General features: G+C 75.2%; 16 protein-coding genes. 8 read left to right on the top strand and 8 right to left on the bottom strand.

Annotation, left to right across the window (positions count from 1 at the left end; translation table 11 throughout):
* Positions 1-10 precede the first annotated feature (10 nt).
* A complete protein-coding gene (locus tag V6U82_RS08495) occupies positions 11-1,168 on the top strand; it encodes a GNAT family N-acetyltransferase (RefSeq protein WP_334460261.1) in 1,158 nt (385 codons plus the stop codon).
* Positions 1,165-2,271: a GNAT family N-acetyltransferase gene (locus V6U82_RS08490; RefSeq protein ID WP_334460259.1), complete on the top strand. Its 1,107-nt coding sequence runs from the start codon at positions 1,165-1,167 to the stop codon at positions 2,269-2,271. Before V6U82_RS08495 ends, V6U82_RS08490 begins: the two co-directional genes overlap by 4 nt.
* 42 nt (positions 2,272-2,313) lie before the next feature.
* On the opposite strand, the gene hpf is transcribed toward V6U82_RS08490, so the two are convergent.
* From hpf to mtrA, 5 genes are all read right to left on the bottom strand, one after another.
* Positions 2,314-2,958 (bottom strand): ribosome hibernation-promoting factor, HPF/YfiA family, encoded by a 645-nt coding sequence (hpf, locus tag V6U82_RS08485; protein WP_091418726.1) that lies wholly within the window; start codon positions 2,956-2,958, stop codon positions 2,314-2,316.
* A gap of 251 nt (positions 2,959-3,209) precedes the next feature.
* The gene (locus V6U82_RS08480; RefSeq protein WP_334460254.1) at positions 3,210-3,914 is read right to left on the bottom strand and encodes a ComF family protein; all 705 of its coding nucleotides are present in this window, start codon (positions 3,912-3,914) and stop codon (positions 3,210-3,212) included.
* A 7-nt stretch (positions 3,915-3,921) separates the two neighbouring features.
* Positions 3,922-5,721, bottom strand: a complete 1,800-nt coding sequence (locus V6U82_RS08475; RefSeq protein ID WP_334460253.1) for an LpqB family beta-propeller domain-containing protein — start codon at positions 5,719-5,721, stop codon at positions 3,922-3,924.
* Entirely contained in the window at positions 5,718-7,466 is a 1,749-nt protein-coding gene (gene mtrB / locus V6U82_RS08470; protein ID WP_436836958.1) for an MtrAB system histidine kinase MtrB, read from the bottom strand. The genes V6U82_RS08475 and mtrB overlap by 4 nt, the downstream gene beginning before the upstream one ends.
* Before the next feature lie 16 nt (positions 7,467-7,482).
* Positions 7,483-8,172, bottom strand: a complete 690-nt coding sequence (gene mtrA, locus V6U82_RS08465) for an MtrAB system response regulator MtrA (RefSeq protein WP_013284210.1) — start codon at positions 8,170-8,172, stop codon at positions 7,483-7,485.
* A 214-nt stretch (positions 8,173-8,386) separates the two neighbouring features.
* Here mtrA and V6U82_RS08460 point away from each other — a divergent pair, with 214 nt between their 5' ends.
* From V6U82_RS08460 to V6U82_RS08440, 5 genes are read left to right on the top strand one after another with little or no spacing between them, the layout of a single operon-like run.
* A complete protein-coding gene (locus V6U82_RS08460; protein ID WP_334460250.1) occupies positions 8,387-9,232 on the top strand; it encodes a hypothetical protein in 846 nt (281 codons plus the stop codon).
* Positions 9,229-9,834 (top strand): DUF4129 domain-containing protein, encoded by a 606-nt coding sequence (locus V6U82_RS08455; protein WP_334460249.1) that lies wholly within the window; start codon positions 9,229-9,231, stop codon positions 9,832-9,834. The genes V6U82_RS08460 and V6U82_RS08455 overlap by 4 nt, the downstream gene beginning before the upstream one ends.
* Positions 9,831-11,135: a DUF4350 domain-containing protein gene (locus tag V6U82_RS08450; RefSeq protein ID WP_334460247.1), complete on the top strand. Its 1,305-nt coding sequence runs from the start codon at positions 9,831-9,833 to the stop codon at positions 11,133-11,135. The genes V6U82_RS08455 and V6U82_RS08450 overlap by 4 nt, the downstream gene beginning before the upstream one ends.
* Complete coding sequence (locus tag V6U82_RS08445; protein ID WP_334460245.1) at positions 11,132-12,109, top strand: AAA family ATPase; 978 nt, start codon at positions 11,132-11,134, stop codon at positions 12,107-12,109. The genes V6U82_RS08450 and V6U82_RS08445 overlap by 4 nt, the downstream gene beginning before the upstream one ends.
* The gene (locus V6U82_RS08440; RefSeq protein ID WP_334460244.1) at positions 12,106-13,416 is read left to right on the top strand and encodes a DUF58 domain-containing protein; all 1,311 of its coding nucleotides are present in this window, start codon (positions 12,106-12,108) and stop codon (positions 13,414-13,416) included. Before V6U82_RS08445 ends, V6U82_RS08440 begins: the two co-directional genes overlap by 4 nt.
* Here V6U82_RS08440 and V6U82_RS08435 read toward each other — a convergent pair.
* Positions 13,394-14,347: a stage II sporulation protein M gene (locus tag V6U82_RS08435; RefSeq protein ID WP_334460243.1), complete on the bottom strand. Its 954-nt coding sequence runs from the start codon at positions 14,345-14,347 to the stop codon at positions 13,394-13,396. The genes V6U82_RS08440 and V6U82_RS08435 overlap by 23 nt on opposite strands.
* A gap of 41 nt (positions 14,348-14,388) precedes the next feature.
* Here V6U82_RS08435 and V6U82_RS08430 point away from each other — a divergent pair, with 41 nt between their 5' ends.
* Positions 14,389-15,357 carry an RDD family protein gene (locus V6U82_RS08430; RefSeq protein WP_334460242.1) on the top strand — a complete coding sequence of 323 codons (969 nt, stop codon included), beginning with the start codon at positions 14,389-14,391 and terminating at the stop codon, positions 15,355-15,357.
* 7 nt (positions 15,358-15,364) lie between these two features.
* Here V6U82_RS08430 and efeB read toward each other — a convergent pair whose 3' ends face one another.
* Both efeB and efeO read right to left on the bottom strand, forming a co-directional pair.
* A complete protein-coding gene (gene efeB, locus V6U82_RS08425; protein WP_334460240.1) occupies positions 15,365-16,687 on the bottom strand; it encodes an iron uptake transporter deferrochelatase/peroxidase subunit in 1,323 nt (440 codons plus the stop codon).
* Positions 16,684-17,814, bottom strand: coding sequence for an iron uptake system protein EfeO (gene efeO, locus V6U82_RS08420; RefSeq protein WP_334460238.1), 1,131 nt, complete (start codon positions 17,812-17,814; stop codon positions 16,684-16,686). Before efeO ends, efeB begins: the two co-directional genes overlap by 4 nt.
* Positions 17,815-17,841 lie beyond the last annotated feature (27 nt).

The raw sequence follows: 17,841 nt of genomic DNA, 5'->3' as shown, positions 1-17,841 counted from the left end.
GATGGCTCGAATGCAGCCTGTGGAGATCATCGAGGACGGCCTGCTGCTGCGCCCGTGGCGCGCGGAGGACGCCGACGCGGTGCACCGCGCCTGCCAGGATCCGGACATCCAGCGCTGGACCACCGTACCTCGCCCGTATCTGCCGGAGCACGCGACCGAGTACGTCACCACGATCAGCGCCACCGCCTGGGCCGAGGGCACCGGGGCGCTCTTCGCGGTCTGCGACGCCGGCACCGGTGAGCTGCTCGCCTCGTTCGGCCTGGTCTCCGTCGACCGCGCGCGGGACTCGGCCGAGGTGGGCTACTGGACCGCGCCGTGGGCCCGGGGCCGGGGCGTCGCGGTCCGCGCGACCCGCGCGCTCGCCCGCTGGGCGTTCGACGCGCTCAAGCTGCGCCGGCTCACCTGGCAGGCCGAGATCGGCAACCACGCCTCCCGGCTGGTCGCGCTGCGCGCCGGCTTCCGGATCGACGGTGAGCTGCGGCTCGCCCACCCCTCCGAGGGCGGCCGGTCCGAGGGCTGGATCGGCTCGCTGCTCCCCGGCGAGGTCGCCGCCGCCGGCGATCCGGTCCCCTACGGGCCGGACACGCTGCAGGCCCGCCGGGCGGCGGTCTTCGGCCGGCCGCAGCCGGTCCTGTTCGCCACTGCCGGGGCCACCGAACTGCGGCTGCGCGCGCTGGAGGAACGCGACCTGGCCGAGGTGACCCGCACCTGCCAGGACGAGCAGACCGTCCGCTGGACCACGGTGCCGCACCCGTACCGGCCCGAGCACGCCGAGGGCTTCCTGCACGACCTGGTGCGCCCGGCCTGGGCCCGGGGCACCGCCGCGACGTTCGCCGTGGCCGACCCGGACGACCGCTACGTCGCCTCGGTCGACCTGCGCCTGCTGCCGAACGACCCGCTGGTGGCCGACGTGGGCTACATGACCGCGCCGCACGCGCGCGGCCGGGGTTACCTGCCGGCCGCTCTCGCCGCGGTCTGCACCTGGGGTTTCACCACGCTCGGCCTGGCCCGGATCGAATGGCGGGCGAACGTGGGCAACACCGCCTCGCGCCGGGCCGCCGAGAAGGCGGGCTTCACCGTCGAGGGCACGCTGCGCGGCGGCGTCCAGCACCGCGGCGAGCGGCAGGACGTCTGGATCGGCGCGCTGCTGCCGGGCGACCTGACGTGACCCCGGAGACGATCGAGGGGTACGGCGTACGGCTGCGGCCGTGCCACCTCGCGGACGTGCCCGAGATGGTGGCCGGGTGCGCCGATCCGGAGACCCGCCGGTTCATGCCCCTGCTGCCGGACCCGTACGACGCCGACGCCGCCCGTTGGTGGATCACCGAGGGCGCGCCCGCGGCGTGGGCGGCGGGCGGTGCCGCGTACACGATCGCCGACCCGGCGACCGACCGGCTGCTCGGCAGCATCGGGCTGACCCGGCTCAGCGCGGAGCGGGCCACGTACGAGATCGGTTACTGGGTGAGACCGGCGGCGCGCGGCCGGGGTGTGGCCACGGCTGCCACCCGGCTGCTGACCGAGCGGGCGTTCGCCGCCGGGGCGGCCCGGCTGGAGCTGCTCACCCGCGTCGACAACGTGGCGAGCCAGCGCATCGCGCTGGGCTGCGGTTACCGGCACGAGGGCGTACGCCGGGCGGCGGGCGCGGACGGCGACGGCGTACGCCAGGATCTGATCGCCTGGGTGCGGCTGGCCGACGACCCGCCCGGTCCGGTCGCCCGCCTGCTGCCGGACCTGCCCGACGGCCGGCTCACCGACGGTGTGGTGACGCTGCGTCCGGTGGAGCCGGCGGACACGGACGCGCTGTTCCGGCTGCACTCGCTGCCGGAGGTGGTGGCGAACCGGGTGCCGCCGGTGGCGCCGCAGCGGGCGGCGCTCGCGCGCCGCTGCCGGCTGGCGGCGAGCCGCTGGCTGGCCGGCGAGGCCGCCGACCTGGCGATCCTCGACGCGGCCACCGGCGCTGTCGTCGGCGGCTGCGCGTTGTTCTACGACGAGCCGGCCACCGGGCAGGCCATGGTCGGCTACAGCCTGCTGCCCGAGGCGCGCGGGCGCGGGCTGGCGGCCCGGACGGTCCGGCTGGTCTCGGGATGGGCGTTCGGTGTCGGAGTGGCCCGGCTGTGGGCCGGCACCCGGCCGGACAACGTCGCCTCGCAGCGGGTGCTGGAGCGGGCCGGCTTCCGGCGTGAGGGGCTGTTGCGCGGCCGGCTGCCCGGCCCGGACGGCGGCCGTGTCGACTCGGTGGTCTACGGCCGCCTGGCCACCGACGAGGACTGAGGACGGACCCCTGCGCGGGGCCCGTCCTCGCCGGTCAAGGGGTCACGTGTCGAGCTGGATGATCCCGTAGTCGTACGCGTGCCGCCGGTAGACCACGCTCGGGCGGCCGGACTCCTTGTCCTGGAACAGGTAGAAGTCGTGGCCGACCAGTTCCATCTGGAACAGCGCGTCGTCGACGGTCATCGGTTCGGCGGGGTGGACCTTCGCCCGGGCGATGTGCCACGGCTGGTCGTCGGGTTCGGTGTAGCCGCTCTCGTCGGGGCGTTCGGCGACCGCTGTGGCGGTGCCGTGGCCGTCGAGCGCCGCCAACCCCGGGCCGTCGAGATCGGCCACCGGCAGACCGGCGGTCGCGGCGGCCACGGAGATCGGCGCGTGCCGCCCGCGGTGTACCCGGCGACGGTCCGCCGCGCGGCGGAATCGCGTGTCCAACTTGGCGATTGCGGCGTCGAGCGCGCTGTAGAAGTCGTTCGTGCAGGCCTCGGCCCGGATCACCGGGCCGCGCGTCACGCACGTGATCTCCACCCGCTGGCAGGTGTCCGCCTGGCGTGGATTGCGCTCGTGGAACAACTCGACGTCCACGCGAATGAGCTTCTGGTCGTAGCGTTCGATCTTCGCGAGCTTCTCGGCTACGTGCACCCGGTAATGGTCCGGCACTTCGACGTTACGGCCCTTGACCACGATGTCCACGTGACCTCCCTTGTTCGGACGGTCGTTCGGTCCGGATCAGATCCGGCCGACGCACCCGGGAGGGCCCCGCTCGGCGTCGACCGGTGTTGTTCGGCTACGCCTCCTTCCAGTGCCGGGGGAAGGTTTGACACTCACTACCCCCGACACCGAAACGCTAACTCCTGTACGGCCACCCGTCACCCCTGGTTGCCGAAGGCGGTCGCGAAATTTAACAGCTCATACACCATGGGGTGAAACGGATACACGAAGCGTCACCGACGGTGCCGCTTTTGCGTTGCGGCGAGCACCGCCGCGGCCTTTGGCGTCATTCCCGCGCGGTGCAACATCCGGCTCACCGCCGCCAGCGTGGCGCCGGTGGTGACGATGTCGTCGAGCAGCACGACGGTCTCCCCCGGCCGCCTGCCGGTGAGCGGGCGGCGTAGCCGGAACGCGGTCTCGGCCGCGGCGGCACGCCCGGCGCTGTCCAGCGCCACCGAGTCGGTGCGGGGCAGCGCGCGCAGCGGACGCAGCACGCGTACCGGCCAGCCGGCCGCACGCAACCGGGCCGCCGCCGGCCGGACCAGCCGGTCCAGGTGGTCGCCGTAGCGTGCCCGGGCGGCGCGGGCGGTGTCAGGCACCGCCACGAGCGCCACCGGGCGGGGTGCCCCCGCCGCCGCGGCGACCACCTCGGCGAGCAGCGCGCCCAACGGCCGGGCCAGCCCGTGCCGGCCCTTTTCCTTGTACGCCAGCAGCCCCTCGCGCAACGCGCCGCCGTACGGACCGAGCGCGACGCAGGGCGGCAGGCCGGGCGGGGCCGGATCGGGCCGGGCAGGTGCGGGACGCAGCGACTCCAGCTCCCGCACGCAGCCGCTGCAGAAGCCCTGCCGCAGCCGTACCGACCCCGCACCGCAGCCCGCGCACCCGGCGGGCAGCACCAGGTCGGTCAGGTCCGACCAGAGCCCGCCGAGGTCACGCACGGGCGGGTCAGTAGAGGAAGAACGGCGCGGTCGGGTTGGTCGCCCGGCTGCCCGACGGAACGTCGAGCACCTGCTCCCGCTTGACGTAGTCGAACGGGTTGTTCCGCCAGGCCGCGCCGTCCGTCTCGAACATGAACGAGAACGCGGCCAGGCCGCGGTCGCCGCCGCCCGGATACCCGGCGAGCTGGGTCACCGGGGCGCCGATCTCCACCGCCAGCGGGGTCTCCCAGGCGCCGTCGACGCTGAGCTGGTGGATCGCCGAGCGCCGGTCCGCCTCGTTGCCGGCCAGCGCCAGCTCGTTCTCCGCCACCCAGTCCACCACGGTCACGCCGGTGAGCAGCGTGGTCACCCGGCGGGGCTGCCCCAGGCTGACCACGCCGCCGTCGACGCTCACCGCGGCGACGAAGACCGCGCCGCCGGAGGCCAGCGCGATCCGGTGCCCGTCGAGGGAACCGGCGACAGCCGTCACCGGCCCGGGGACGGACAGCGGGATCTCGCTCGTCCGGCCCGCGCCGTCGAACCGGTAGAGCCGGCCGTCCGCCGCCACCAGACCCGCCGGGCGGGCCTTGTTCAGCGACCGCAGCCAGGTGGGACGGCTCATCGTCCGGAACGTCCGGTCGCCTGGGTTGAGCGTCGTGACCGGATCCGGGCCGGTGCCCACCTTGAGCCGCCTGCGGTTGTCCGACCCGGTCACCACGAGCGCGGCGAGCACCTGGTCGTCGGCGCGGGCGAGCGACGCCGAGACCACGTTGCGGTTCTCCGCGGGCGGCAGCGGCACGGCGGCCCGGGACTCGTTGCCGAACGCCAGGGGACGGACGGCGCCGTCGTAGACGGCGAACCGCATCGGGTCGCCGCCGCGTGGATAGGCGGCGGTGGAGACCCGCTCGCGCCGCAGGTCGACGGTGAGCCGCTTCTGGTTCTGGATCTTCAGGTCGACCTGGCCGTCCAGGTCCGACAGGGACCACGCAAGCTGGGTGCCGAGCCGGGTCAGCCGCTGCTCGTTGGCGCCCGGCATGTTCAGGTTGATCTCCCAGTGGCCGTCCGCGCCGGTCGCGTTGTTGATCAGCTGGGTGCCGTCGGGCAGCCCGGTGACGCCGGGGGACAGCCAGTCCGACGGGCGGTCGGCCAGCCACTTCATCACCTCGGTGATCCGCCGCTCGGTCGGCGCGGACGAGGGCAGGTAGCGCTGGTCCGGCACCAGCCGGGTCAGGTCGGTGTTCCAGAAGTAGACGGTGCGGGGACGGTAGTACTCGCGCATCGCCGAGTCGCTGGCCAGCAGCACGTTCGGCAGCTCGGTGATCAGCAGGCCGGTGCCCGCCGGCTCGGCCCGGCGCAGCTCGAAGGCGTACTGCGTCTCGCTCGCCACCGGCGGGCCGAGCGTGCCGTCGGCCCGCAGCACGCCCACCTGCTGCACCTTGAGCGTCACGGTGCTGGTGCCCTGGTTGTTGGGCGGCGTGCTCTCGGGCTTCTCCCGCAGCCGCACCACTGTCAGCTCGACCTCGCTGGTCTGCGGCTTGCCCGGAAGCACGTCCTGGGCCTCCGCGGCGAGGAACTTCCGGGCCCGGTCGTACGCCTGGTCGCGTTCCCCCGCGGCGGCGGCCCGCAGGTAGTTCTCGATGAACGGCACCGGCTCGCTGCTGTCGGCCGGTTCGGGCGGCCGGGCCGGGCTGCCGTTGAGCGCACCGGACTCGGCGGCCGGCACCGAGCCGTCCACCTGCACGTCGGTCTCGTCCGGGATGCCGCATCCGGCGAGCGCGGCCGGCAGCAGCGCGCCGGACACCAGCAGGGCCAGGACGCGGCGGTTCACGGCCGCGCCTCCGCGTGGTCGCCGCCGGCCGGTCCGGCGGTCAGCGCCGCGACGCCGCCGCCGGGCCCGACGGCGGGCAGCCCGCCGTCGCGCGGGCCACCGAACGGCACCGTGGCGTCGGCCGGCACCAGCCGCAGCGGGGAGGTGGTGAGCCGGTCCCCGGCCCGGGCCGGCAGGGTGAGCCGGAACTGCGCGCCCTGCCCCGGCGCGCCCCACGCCTCCAGCCAGCCGCCGTGCAGCCGGGCATCCTCCAGGCTGATCGACAGGCCCAGCCCGGTGCCGCCGGTCTGCCGGGCGCGCGACGGGTCGGCCCGCCAGAAGCGGTTGAACACCAGCTTCTCCTCCCCCGGCTTGAGGCCGACGCCGTGGTCCCGCACGGTGATCGCCACCGCGCTCTGGTCCTGGCCCAGGGTGATCCGCACCGGCTTCGCCTCGCCGTGCTCGACCGCGTTGCCGACCAGGTTGCGCAGCACCCGCTCGACGCGGCGCGGGTCGACCTCGGCGATCACCGGACTGTCCGGCAGGTCCAGCTCGATGGTCACCCCGACCCGCTCGGCCAGCCCGGCCAGCCGCTCGGTCACCCGGTGCACCACCGGCACCAGGTCGGTCGGCTCGCTGTCCAGCACCGCGAAACCGGCGTCGAACCGGCTGATCTCCAGCAGGTCGGTGAGCAGTTCCTCGAACCGGTCCAGCTCGGCCTGGAGCAGCTCGGCGCTGCGGGCCACAGCGGGGTCGAACTCGTCGCGCTCGGCGAAGATCAGGTCGGCGGCCATCCGTACCGTGGTCAGCGGTGTCCGCAGTTCGTGCGAGACGTCGGAGGTGAACCGGCGTTGCAGCCGGGACATCTCCTCCAGCCGGAGGATCTGCCGTTGCAGGTTCGTCGCCATCTGGTTGAACGAGGCGGCCAGCAGGGCGAGGTCGTCCTCGCCGGAGACCACCATGCGCTGGTCGAGCAGGCCGGCGGAGAGCCGCTGCGCGGTGCGCGCGGCGACCCGTACCGGCGTCACCACCAGGCGGGTGACCAGCGCGGCCAGCAGGCCGAGCAGCAGCACCAGCGCGACGCCGGTCGCGACCACCGTGGCCCGGGCGTCGGCCGCCGTCGCGTCCTGCCGGGCCAGGGGTACGAGGTAGTAGAGCTCGACCTGCCCGAACTTGGTGGGCACCGGGGAGCCGTAGACCAGGTATTTCGTCCGCTCGCCGCCGAGCGAGCCGGTACGGATCTGGTGCGCGACCTTGCCGGAGGCGACCGTGGCCCGCAGCTCGTCGCCGATCACCGCGCCCACCGGCACGTCCGGCGTGGTACGCGGCTCGATGAACTCGGCGAAGTTGTCGGCGGTGATCGCCACCACCACGCCGCTGGTCTGGGTGGGGTCTCCGCCGGCCAGGTAGTTGACGGTCCCGTCGATGGTGTTCTGGAGCTGCGCCTCCTGCGGCTGGCTGTAGAGGTTGAACTGCTTGGCCGCGTACTCGCTGCCGTTGCTCAGCCGCAGCCGCACGTCGGTCTCGGCGTTCTCCAGCAGGATGCTCGTGATCTTGTCGGCGATCAGGTAGGCGAAACCGCCCACCAGCAGACTCGACGCCACCAGCGTGATGGTGACCACACGGACCTGGAGCGACCGTCGCCACGCCTGGTGCACCGCTGCCACCAGCCGGGCGACCCGGCCGGTCAGGGCGAGCCAGAGCGCCCGCACGGCGTGGAGCCGGCGGGGCGCGGCGGTCTGCGGGTCGGGCAGCGGGGTGGTCACCACAGTGCTGACCAGGCTATCCGGTGCCCGCCTTGTAGCCCACGCCCCGCACGGTGAGGATGATTTCGGGTCGCTCCGGATCCGGCTCGATCTTGGCGCGCAGCCGCTGCACGTGCACGTTGACCAGGCGGGTGTCCGCCGCGTGGCGGTAGCCCCAGACCTGCTCCAGCAGCACCTCGCGGGTGAAGACCTGGCGCGGCTTGCGGGCGAGCGCGACCAGCAGGTCGAACTCCAGCGGCGTCAGCTTCACCTCCTCGCCGTCGCGGCTGACCGTGTGGGCCGGCACGTCGATGGTGATCTGGTTGCCGGGCGGGCCGATGGTCAGCATCTCCGGCGCCACGTCCTCGCCCCGGCGCAGCCGGGCCCGCATCCGGGCCACCAGCTCCTTGGGCTTGAACGGCTTGACCACGTAGTCGTCGGCACCGGACTCCAGCCCGAGCACCACGTCGACGGTGTCGCTCTTGGCGGTCAGCATCACGATCGGCACGCCGGACTCGCCCCGGATGGCGCGGGCCACATCGATGCCGCTCATGCCCGGCAGCATCAGGTCGAGCAGGACGATGTCGGGTCGGTTGTCGCGGAACGCGGCCAGCGCCCGTTCGCCGTCCGCGACGAAGGACGGCACGAAGCCCTCGCTGCGCAGCACGATGCCGAGCATCTCGGCGAGGGCGGGGTCGTCGTCGACCACGAGTACCCGGGCTCTCATGGGGTTTATCGTTCCATCCCCGTTCGTCTGGAGTGTTCGGCGTCTCCACGGCACCGTAGCGCCGAGCGGCCCCGTGCACCACAGCAAGTCGGCGTGGCCGCCCAGCGTGGCGCGCCGGGTCGGACGGGTCCACCGGATGCGGACCCGCCGTGCAACCATGATCCCCGGGCGTCGCCCCGCCCGCCACCTCCGCTCGCCCCGCCCAGGAGTACGCGTGCCCGACGCCGGCCCGACCGCGGTGCTGCCGCACCGTCCGCTGACCGTCGGTGAACTGCTCGACGCGGCCGTGCTGCTGCTGCGCGACCAGGCCCGGGTGCTCGTCCCGCTCGCCCTCCTGCTGGCTCTCGCCGAACAGGCGGTGCTCCACCCGCTGCGGATGCTCGCCGGGACCGAACCGCCGTACTGGTGGCCGGCCGAGTTCGGCGATTCCCTTCCCGGCTACTGGCTGCTGCTGGCGGCCGGCGCCGGCACCGAAGCCGCGATCGTCGCGCTGCTCGGCGCCCCGGCCGCGCGCGGCGCCGGCGCGGCGCTGCTGGGCCGCCGTCCGGCGCCGTGGGAGCTGCTGCGCGGCGCCCGGCTCGGCGCGGCACTGCCGGTCGCCGGCCTGGTCGGGCTGACCGTCACCGCCGCCGCGCTGACCGGGCCGGGCTGGTTCCCGGCGTACGCGCTGCTCGGCCTGGTGGTGCCCGTGCTGGTGCTGGACGGGGTGCCCGCGCACCTGGTGCCCTGGCGGGCGGTACGCCTGGCCGGCCGGGTCAGCGCGCGGGCCGCCGCGATCCGGCTGCTGGGGTACCTGGGCTGGTGGCTGATCCGGCTCGGCATCGGGCTGGGCGTCTACCAGGGCCTGAACATGCTGGGCCTGTTCGACGTCTCGGCCTGGGCGCTGCCGGTGACGATCGCCGCCTTCACCGCGGTGAACGCGCTGGCGTACCCGGCGCTCGCCTGCCTCGACGCGGTGCTGCACCTGGAGACCCGGATCCGCACCGAGGGACTGGACATCCGGCTCTCCCGCGCGCCGGCCGGCGTGCCCGAGCCGGTCCTGCTGGCGGCACACCGGTGAGCCGGTGGTGGACCGAGACGGTCGCGGCCCTCGGTGACGTGGTGCCGCTGCCGCTGGCCGCGCTGATCCTGCTGGCGGTCGCGCTGCTGGTGGCGCTGGGCTGGTATTTCTTCCCGGCCTGGGTGCCCCGCCGGCTGCCCCGGTTCGGTCTCCCCCGGCTGCGGCGCCCACGGCTGCCCCGGTTCCGCCTGCCCCGGTTCCGGCGCCCCCGGCGGCGTGCCCGCCGAGCCCGCACCGACCCGCCGGCCGTGCGCCTGCCCGCGCCCCGGCTGCCGGAACCGGCAGCGGCCGGACCCGGACTGGCCGACCGGCTGGCGGCCGAGGGCCGGTACGCCGAGGCGGTGCGGGAACGGCTGCGCGAGATGGTCCGGCTGCTGGTCCTCCGGCAGGTGGTGGAACCCCGCCCCGGGCTCACCGTCGTCGAGCTGACCGAGGCGGCGGCCCGCGCCCGGCCGCAGGTCCGGCCGACGCTGCACGCGGCCGGTGCGATCTTCTCCGACCTCTGGTACGCCCAGCGCCCCGCGACCGCCGCGCACGACCGGCGGATGCGTGAACTCGCCACCGACCTGAGTCGCGAGCTGACCGGGGAGGCGCCGCGGTGACCGCAACAGTCGTACCGGAGACCGCGACGGCGGCGACGGCCACGGCGGTGCCGCGCCGGCGCACGTACCGGCTGCTCGTCCCGCTCGGGCTCGCCGTGCTGCTGATTCTGACCACGCTCGTGCTGCGCACGGTCGACCGGCCCGACGCGGACGAGCCCGGTTTCCTGTCCCCGGTCGCCACCGACGACGACGGCGCCAGCCGGCTCGCCGAGGCGCTGCGGACCCAGGGCGTCGCGGTGCGCCGGGAGACGGACCTGGCGGCGGCGCTGCGTACCGCCAGGGCCGAGCCGAGCACGCTGTTCGTGCCCGCGCCCGGGCTGGTGCACCCGGAGCTGCTCGACGGGTTGACCGTCCTGCCGCCCGGCAGCCGGCTGGTGCTCGTCGAGCCCTCCCGGCGGGTGCTCGCCGAGCTGGACACCCCGGTCGACCCGGCCGGCGGGCGCTGGGCCGCCCGGGCGGTGCCGCCGGACGCCGGCGGCACGCCGTGCCCGCTGCCCGAGGCGGTACGGGCCGGCACGGCCGCGATCGACCTCCAGCGTTACGCCGGACCGGCCGAGGTGGACCACTGCTACGGCGGCGCGCTGCTGCGCGTCCCCGGCCGGGTCGAGGTGGTGCTGGCCGGCGCGAGCGACCCGTTCCGCAACGACCGGATCGGCGAGTGGGGCAACGAGGCCCTCGCCACCGGCCTGCTCGGCGGCGACCGCCCGCTGGTCTGGCTCGACCTGCCCGAGCCGGCGCCGGCCCCGACGCGCCCGAGCTGGTCCCCGGAACCCTTCACCGAGGAGCCCGCCCCGGCCGGCAGCGGCGGGTCGGAACGGCCCGACCCGCCCGAGCGTGCCGACCCGCCGCGGGAGAACCCGCTCTGGGGCGCCTTCCCGCAGTGGTTCTGGGCGCTCCTGGTGCAGCTCGCCCTGGCCGGCCTGCTCGTGGTGCTGTGGCGGGCCCGCCGGCTCGGGCCGCCGGTGTCGGAGCCGCTGCCGGTGACCGTCCGGTCCGCCGAGACGGTACGCGGCCGGGCGCGGCTCTACCGCCGGGCGGGCGCCCGGGACACCGTCGCCGGGACGCTGCGCGCCGCCGCGCTGGACCGGCTGGTGACCCGGCTCAACCTGCCCCCGGGCACGCCCGACGACGAGGTGGCCGCCCGGGTCGCCGAACGCGCCGGCGCCGACCCGGAACGGGTGGCCGACCTGCTCTACGGCCCCGCCCCGGAGAAGGACCGCGAGCTGCTGGAGCTGGCCCGCGAACTGGACGCACTGACCCGTACCCTGGCCCCGCATCCCAGCGAAGGAGACCCCCGGTGACCGGACCCGTCACGACCACCGCCCCGTCCGGCGCCCGCGCCGCCCTGCACCGGCTGCGTGCCGAGGTCGCCAAGGCCGTCGTCGGGCAGGACGCCGTGGTCACCGGCCTGGTGATCGCGTTGCTCTGCCGGGGGCACGTGCTGCTGGAGGGCGTACCGGGGGTGGCCAAGACGCTGCTGGTCCGGACGCTGGCCGCCGCGCTCGACCTGGACGCCAAGCGGGTGCAGTTCACCCCCGACCTGATGCCGGGCGACGTCACCGGCTCGCTGATCTTCGACCAGCGCACCGCCGCGTTCACGTTCCGGGAGGGGCCGGTCTTCACCAACCTGCTGCTCGCCGACGAGATCAACCGCACTCCGCCCAAGACGCAGTCGGCGCTGCTGGAGGTGATGGAGGAGCGGCAGGTCTCCGTCGAGGGCGAGCGCCGTCCGCTGCCCGACCCGTTCATCGTCGCGGCCACCCAGAACCCGGTCGAGTACGAGGGCACCTACCCGCTGCCCGAGGCACAGCTCGACCGTTTCCTGCTCAAGCTGACGGTGCCGCTGCCGGAGCGGGAGGAGGAGCTGGGCGTGCTGCGGGCGCACCACGCGGGCTTCGACCCGCGCGACCTGCGTGCCGCGGGCGTACGGCCGGTGGCCGACGCGTCGGACCTGGCCGCCGCGCGGGCCGAGGTGCGGATGGTGCACGTGGCCGAGCCGGTGCTCGGCTACATCGTGGACCTGTGCCGGGGCACCCGGTCCGCCCCGGCGCTGGAGCTGGGCGCGTCCCCGCGGGGCGCCACCGCGCTGCTCAACACCGCCAAGGCGTGGTCCTGGCTGGCCGGCCGCGACCACGTCACCCCGGACGACGTGAAGGCGGTCGCCCGGCCCACGCTGCGGCACCGGCTGCGCCCGCGTCCGGAGGCGGAACTGGAGGGCGTGACGGTCGACGCCGTGCTGGACTCCGTGCTGGCCACCGTGCCGACGCCGCGATGACCTGGCGGGCGGGTCTGCTGCTCGGCGTGGGCGCGCTGACCCTGCCGGCCTGGCCGGCGCCGTTCCTCGGCGTCGCCGTGCTGACCGCGGCAGTGCTGCTGCTGGTGCTGCTCGACCGGGCGATGGCGGTCCCGCCGGACGCGCTCACGGTGACCCGCTCCGGCGAGCGGACGGTCCGCCTCGGCGGCACCGCCACCGTCACGCTGCACCTGGCCAACCCCACCGAGCGCACGCTGTACGCCCAGGTACGCGACGCCTGGGTGCCCTCGGCCGGGGCGCGCCCCGACGTGCCGCCGGATCGCCTGCTCACGGTGCCGCCCGGTGGCACCGCCACGCTGCCGGTCCGGCTCACCCCGACCCGGCGCGGCGACCGGCCGGCGGTGGCGCTGACCGTACGCTCGCTCGGGCCGATGCGCCTGGGCGCCCGGCAGCACGCCGGAGCGCCCGCCACACCGCAGTGGACGCTGCGGGTGCTGCCGCGCTTCGACTCCCGCCGGCACCTGCCGGAGAAGCTGGCCCGGCTGCGGGTCATCGACGGTGTGCAGGTGACCCGGGGGCGCGGCCACGGCACCGAGTTCGACACGCTGCGCGAGTACGCGGTGGGCGACGACGTCCGCTCGATCGACTGGCGGGGCAGCGCCCGCCGCGCCGACGTGCTGGTGCGCACCTGGCGCCCGGAGCGGGACCGGCGTCTGGTCTGCGTCCTGGACACCGGCCGCACGTCGGCGGTACGCCTCGGCGACGAGCCCCGGCTCGACACCGCCATCGACGCGGCGCTGCTGCTCACCGCGCTCGCCGCCCGGGCCGGTGACCGGGTGGACCTGCTGGCGGCGGACACCGAGATCCGGGCCCGGGTGGCCGGCAGCGGTCGTCCGGCGCTGCTCGCCCGGCTGGTCGACGCGGTGGCGCCGTTGCAGCCCGCGCTGGCCGAGACCGATTTCGAGCTGATCGCGGCGGAGGTGCTGCGCCGGGAGCGGCAGCGCAGCCTGGTGGTGCTGTTCACCGCGCTGGAGGCGGGCGCGATCGGCGACGGGCTGCTGCCGGTGCTGCCCCGGCTGGCGACCCGGCACCGGGTGGTGCTGGCCGCCGCAGGTGACCCGGTGCTGAACCGGCTCGCCACCGCCACCCCGGCCGGCCCGGACGACCCGTACGCGGCCGCGTCGGCGTGGCGGGCGCTGGCCGAACGGGACCGGGTGCGTGCCGCCCTGTCGCGCTACGGCGTGACGGTGGTGGACGTTCCGGGGCACCGGCTGGCCCCGGCCGTCGCCGACACCTACCTGCGGCTCAAGTCCCTCGGCCAGCTCTGACCGCACGCCGGCCGAGCACCAGCGCGTACGCCAGGAACGCCAGCCACACGGCGGCGCCGGCGGCCACCCGCAGCGGGACCGGCACGGGCGCCGGGGTCACGAACGCCTCGATCAGCGCGGAGACCGCGAAGACGCCGACCAGGCCGGCCGCGACCACGACGGCGAGCCGTCCCGCCTCGGCGACCGCCCGGCCACGCCCGAGGTGCGCGGGCGGGGCGATCCACGCCCAGGCGGTCCGCAGTCCGACCCCGGCGGCGACGAAGATGCCGGTCAGCTCCAGCAGCCCGTGCGGGGTGATCATGCCGAAGAAGACGTCCGCCCGGCCGTAGGAGATCATCACGCCGCCGACCACGCCGATGTTGAGCGCGTTCTGCCACAGCAGCCAGAGCACCGGGACCACGAGCACGCCGGCGGCCAGGCACTGGGCGGCCAGCCAGGCGTTGTGCGTCCACAGGTGGAACGCGAACGTGGGCGCGGCGAACTCGGTGTAGTAACCCGCGAAACCGGAGTCCACGAGCTGCCGCGCCGCCTCGGGGCCGACGAACGCGGCGGCGGTGTCCGGGTTGCCGGCGACGAACCAGATGAGGAAGGCGCTCAGGGCGCTGAACGCCGTGGCCACGCCGCACCACCAGGGCCAGGCCCGGTAGAGGGCGGCGGGCAGGTCGGCGGCCAGGAACCGGCCCACCGCCGCCCAGGACGGCCGGGGCCGGCCGGTGACCCGGGCGCGTGCCGCGAGGACCAGGTGGGACAGCCGGTTCACCAGCGCCGGCTCGGGCGCCCGGGCGCGCAGCGCGGAGAGGTGCGTGGCGCTGCGCTGGTAGAGCGCCACCAGTTCGTCGACCTCGGCCGCGTCGAGGCGACGCCGGCCGGTCAGGTGTTCCAGCCGCCGCCATTCGGCGCCGTGCTCGGCCACGTACGCGTCGAGATCCACTCAGCCTCCCCCGTTCGGCGTCCATGGTGTTCACTGTCGGGGTGCGCGCGCAACCTCCCCCACCGCCCCGTTGGGCCGACGCCGGTCTGGTCAGCGGCGAGGCGGTGGAGCTGGACGTCCGGGTGGCCCGGCTGGGTTCCCGGGTGCTCGCCCTGCTGATCGACGCCGTGATCCAGCTCGGGCTGTTCCTGCTGCTCGGCGCGGTGCTGGCGATGGTGGCGCTCGCCCTGCTGGGCGACGTCCTCGACGCCGCGCTGGCCGGCGCGCTCCAGACCGTGCTGCTGGTGCTGGTCCTGCTCGGCTATCCGGTGGTGATGGAACGCTTCGCCGGTGGCCGGACGGTGGGCAAGCTCGCAGTGGGGCTGCGCGTGGTGCGGGCCGACGGCGGCCCGGTGGGGGTGGGCCAGTCGCTGACCCGGGCGCTCGTGGGCGTCGCGGTGGAGTGGCCCGGGCTGGTGCTGCCGCTGCTGAGCTGGGTCGCGAGCGTCACGGTGATGCTCACCGACCCGCGCGGCCGGCGGCTGGGCGACCTGGTCGCCGGCACGATCGTGGTGCACAGCCGGGGCGCCGCGCTGTGGCGGCCGCTGCCGCCGGCTCCGCCGCCGCTGCTGGCCTGGGCGGCCACGCTCGACCTGACCCGGTTCGACGACGGGCTGGCGCTGGCCGCCCGGCAGTACCTGGACCGGCTGCCTCAGCTCGCCGAGCCGGACCGCTCCCGGCTGGGCCGGGCGCTGTGGGCGGAGGTCGCGGCGGTCACCTCGCCGCCCCCGCCGTGGTCCGCGCCGGACTGGGTCTACCTGTCCGCCGTGCTGGCCGAGCGGGGGCGCCGGGCCGCGCTCCGGCTGGGCCGTGCCCGGACGGTCACCGCCACGCTCTGGCCGGAGCTGGTCGCGGCCCCGGCCACCGTGCCGCACGCCGTCGCGCCGGCCGCCCTGCGTCCCGCCGCGCCGGCCACCGGCCGGTTGCGGTCCGCCGTCCCGGACGCCGGCCCCGATCCGGTACGCCGCTGAGCCGGGCTCAGGCGAACAGCGCCCGCCCCCACCAGTCGGCGGCGTCGCGTACGCCGGGCGGGCAGGCGAACAGGCCGCTGGAGACGTGCCGCAGGTATTCGTTCATCGCGTCGTTGCGGGCCAGCCGGGTCTGGATCGGCACGAACTGCCGGCGCGGATCCCGCTGGTAGGCGATGAAGAACAGGCCGGCGTCGAGCCGGCCCAGCCCGTCCGAGCCGTCCACGAAGTTGTAGCCGCGGCGCAGCAGGCGGGCGCCGTCGTTCTGGTCGGGGTGGGCCAGCCGTACGTGGGCGGTGCCGGCGATGAGCGGCTCGCCGTCGTCGCCCTCGGCGGCGAAGTCCGGCTCGTCGAACTCGTCGCGGCGGCCCAGCGGGGCGCCGCTGCCCTTGGTCCGGCCGACGATCATCTCCTGTTCGGCCAGCGGGCTGCGGTCCCACGTCTCGATCAGCATCCGGATCTTCCGGGTGACCAGGTAGGAGCCGCCGGTCATCCAGTCCGGACCGTCGCCGGGCTGCACCCAGAGCTGGTCGCGGAGCAGGCCGGCGTCCTCGGCCTTGAGGTTGGCGGTGCCGTCCTTGAAGCCGAACAGGTTGCGGGGTGTGGCCTGGTCCCGCGACGTCGACGAGGTACGCCCGAAGCCGAGCTGCGACCAGCGGACACTCACCACGCCCATGCCGATCCGGGCGAGGTTGCGGATGGCGTGCACCGCCACCTGCGGGTCGTTGGCGCACGCCTGGACGCAGAGGTCGCCGCCGGACAGTTCCGGCTTCAGCGCGTCCCCGGCGAAGTGCGGCAGGTCGGCCAGGGCGGCCGGACGCCGGGCGGCGATGCCGAAGCGGTCGCGGCCCTGCGCGTCGCGGAACAGCGACGGCCCGAATCCCACGGTGAGGGTGAGCTGCGACGGGGGCAGTCCGAGCGCCTCGCCGGTGTCGTCCGGCGGGGCCTCGGGCATGCCGCCGACCGCGCCGATCACCCCGGCGTCCTTGCCGGCGGTCATCCGGGCCGCGGCGGCGGTCCACTCCTGGAGCATCGCGACCAGCCGGTCCCGGTCCTTGGTGACCACGTCGAACGCGACGAAGTGCAAGCGGTCCTGGGCCGGGGTGGTGATGCCGGCCTGGTGCTCGCCGAGGAACGGCACGGAACCGGCCGCCGATCCGGTCGCGGACGCCTCGTTCCCGCCGGCGAGCAGCGCGCCCGCGCCGCCCGCCACCCCGGCGACGCCTGCCACGCCGACGCCGGCCAGGGTCATCGCCCGGCGCCGGGACAGGCCACGTCCGGTCCGCCGGCTGTTCGGCTCGCTCGTCGCGTCACCGCCGTCCGGGCCGGTCATCGCGCGACGGCCGCCGCGACCTTGCTGACCGGCTCGGCCAGCGCGTTCACCGCGTCCGACAGCTCCTTCAGCTCGGCCTTGCCGAGCTGGGTGTGCAGCTTCCAGCCGTCGCCGGCCCGGTGCCTGCCGAGCGTGGCCTCCACGTTCGCGAACTCGCTGTCGAGCTGCTTGACCAGGTCGGGCGCGCGCTGCTCCAGCGCCGGGCGCAGCGCGGCGATCGCCGCCTTCGAGCCTTCCAGGTTGGCGTTGAAGTCCCAGAGGTCGGTGTGCGAGTAGCGCTCCTCCTCGCCGGTGATCTTGCCGCTGGCGACCTCGTCGAGCAGCGCCTTGGCGCCGTTGGCGAGCTGGAGCGGGGTGAGCTTCTCGGCGTCCGCCTTGGCGACGATCGCCTTCACGTCGACCAGGAGCCGGTCGGCGATCGCGCCGTCGGAGCTCACGTCCCCGGTGGTCCAGAGGTCCTTCTCGATCCGGTGGAAGCCGGTGAACTCCATGCCCTCCTCGACCACCTCCTCGCGGCCGTCGATCTTCGGGTCGAGGTCGCCGAAGCTCTCCGCGACCGGCTCGATCCGCTCCCAGTAGGTGCGGGCCACCGGGTACAGCGCCTTGGCCTTGGCCACGTCGTTCGCCTTGACCGCTGCCACGAACTCCTCGGTCTTCGTCAGCAGCGCGGCGGTCTGGCTGCGCACGTACCGCTGGTAGCTCTCGGTGGCCTGGGTCAGCGCGGCGTCCGGCGCGACGGTCGCCGCGGTGCCGGAGACCTTCAGCGCGCCCCGGATGCCCCGGCCGCTCATCCCCGGCTTGCAGGCCGTCTCGTACGTGCCGGCGGTCAGCTCGACCCGCAGCTCGCGGCTGAGGCCGGGGGCGATGTTCTCCACCTCGCCCATCACCCGGTCACCGGCCGCGTAGACGTAGAACTCGTTGACCTTGGATCCGGTGTTCGTCACCTTGAAGGTCACCTGGCCGGCGTCGATCTCGGTGTCGCCGACCTCGCAGACGGTGTCGGTGGCCTTGACGGCGATCGGCCCGCCGTTCGTGGCGTCGGCGTCGTCACCACCCCCGCAGCCGGTCAGTCCGGCGACGGCGAGCAGCCCGGCGGCGGCGGGCGCGACGAGTCGAGTGGTACGCATCGTGCGGGGTCTCCTCGGGAACGGGCG

Origin of the sequence: Micromonospora sp. CPCC 205554, from assembly GCF_036902745.1 — a bacterium.
Taxonomy (GTDB): domain Bacteria; phylum Actinomycetota; class Actinomycetes; order Mycobacteriales; family Micromonosporaceae; genus Micromonospora; species Micromonospora tulbaghiae.
Note: the sequence above shows the minus strand (reverse complement) of the source record. Positions and strands in the feature narration are given on the sequence as shown.

Bases quoted from the DNA above. Each gene is read 5' to 3' on its own strand.
- V6U82_RS08495 (WP_334460261.1), top strand. From the start codon at position 11: ATGCAGCCTGTGGAGATCATCGAGGACGGCCTGCTGCTGCGCCCGTGG.
- mtrA (WP_013284210.1), bottom strand. From the start codon at position 8,172: ATGAGAGCCCGGGTACTCGTGGTCGACGACGACCCCGCCCTCGCCGAG.
- V6U82_RS08440 (WP_334460244.1), top strand. From the start codon at position 12,106: ATGACCTGGCGGGCGGGTCTGCTGCTCGGCGTGGGCGCGCTGACCCTG.
- efeB (WP_334460240.1), bottom strand. From the start codon at position 16,687: ATGACCGGCCCGGACGGCGGTGACGCGACGAGCGAGCCGAACAGCCGG.
- efeO (WP_334460238.1), bottom strand. From the start codon at position 17,814: ATGCGTACCACTCGACTCGTCGCGCCCGCCGCCGCCGGGCTGCTCGCC.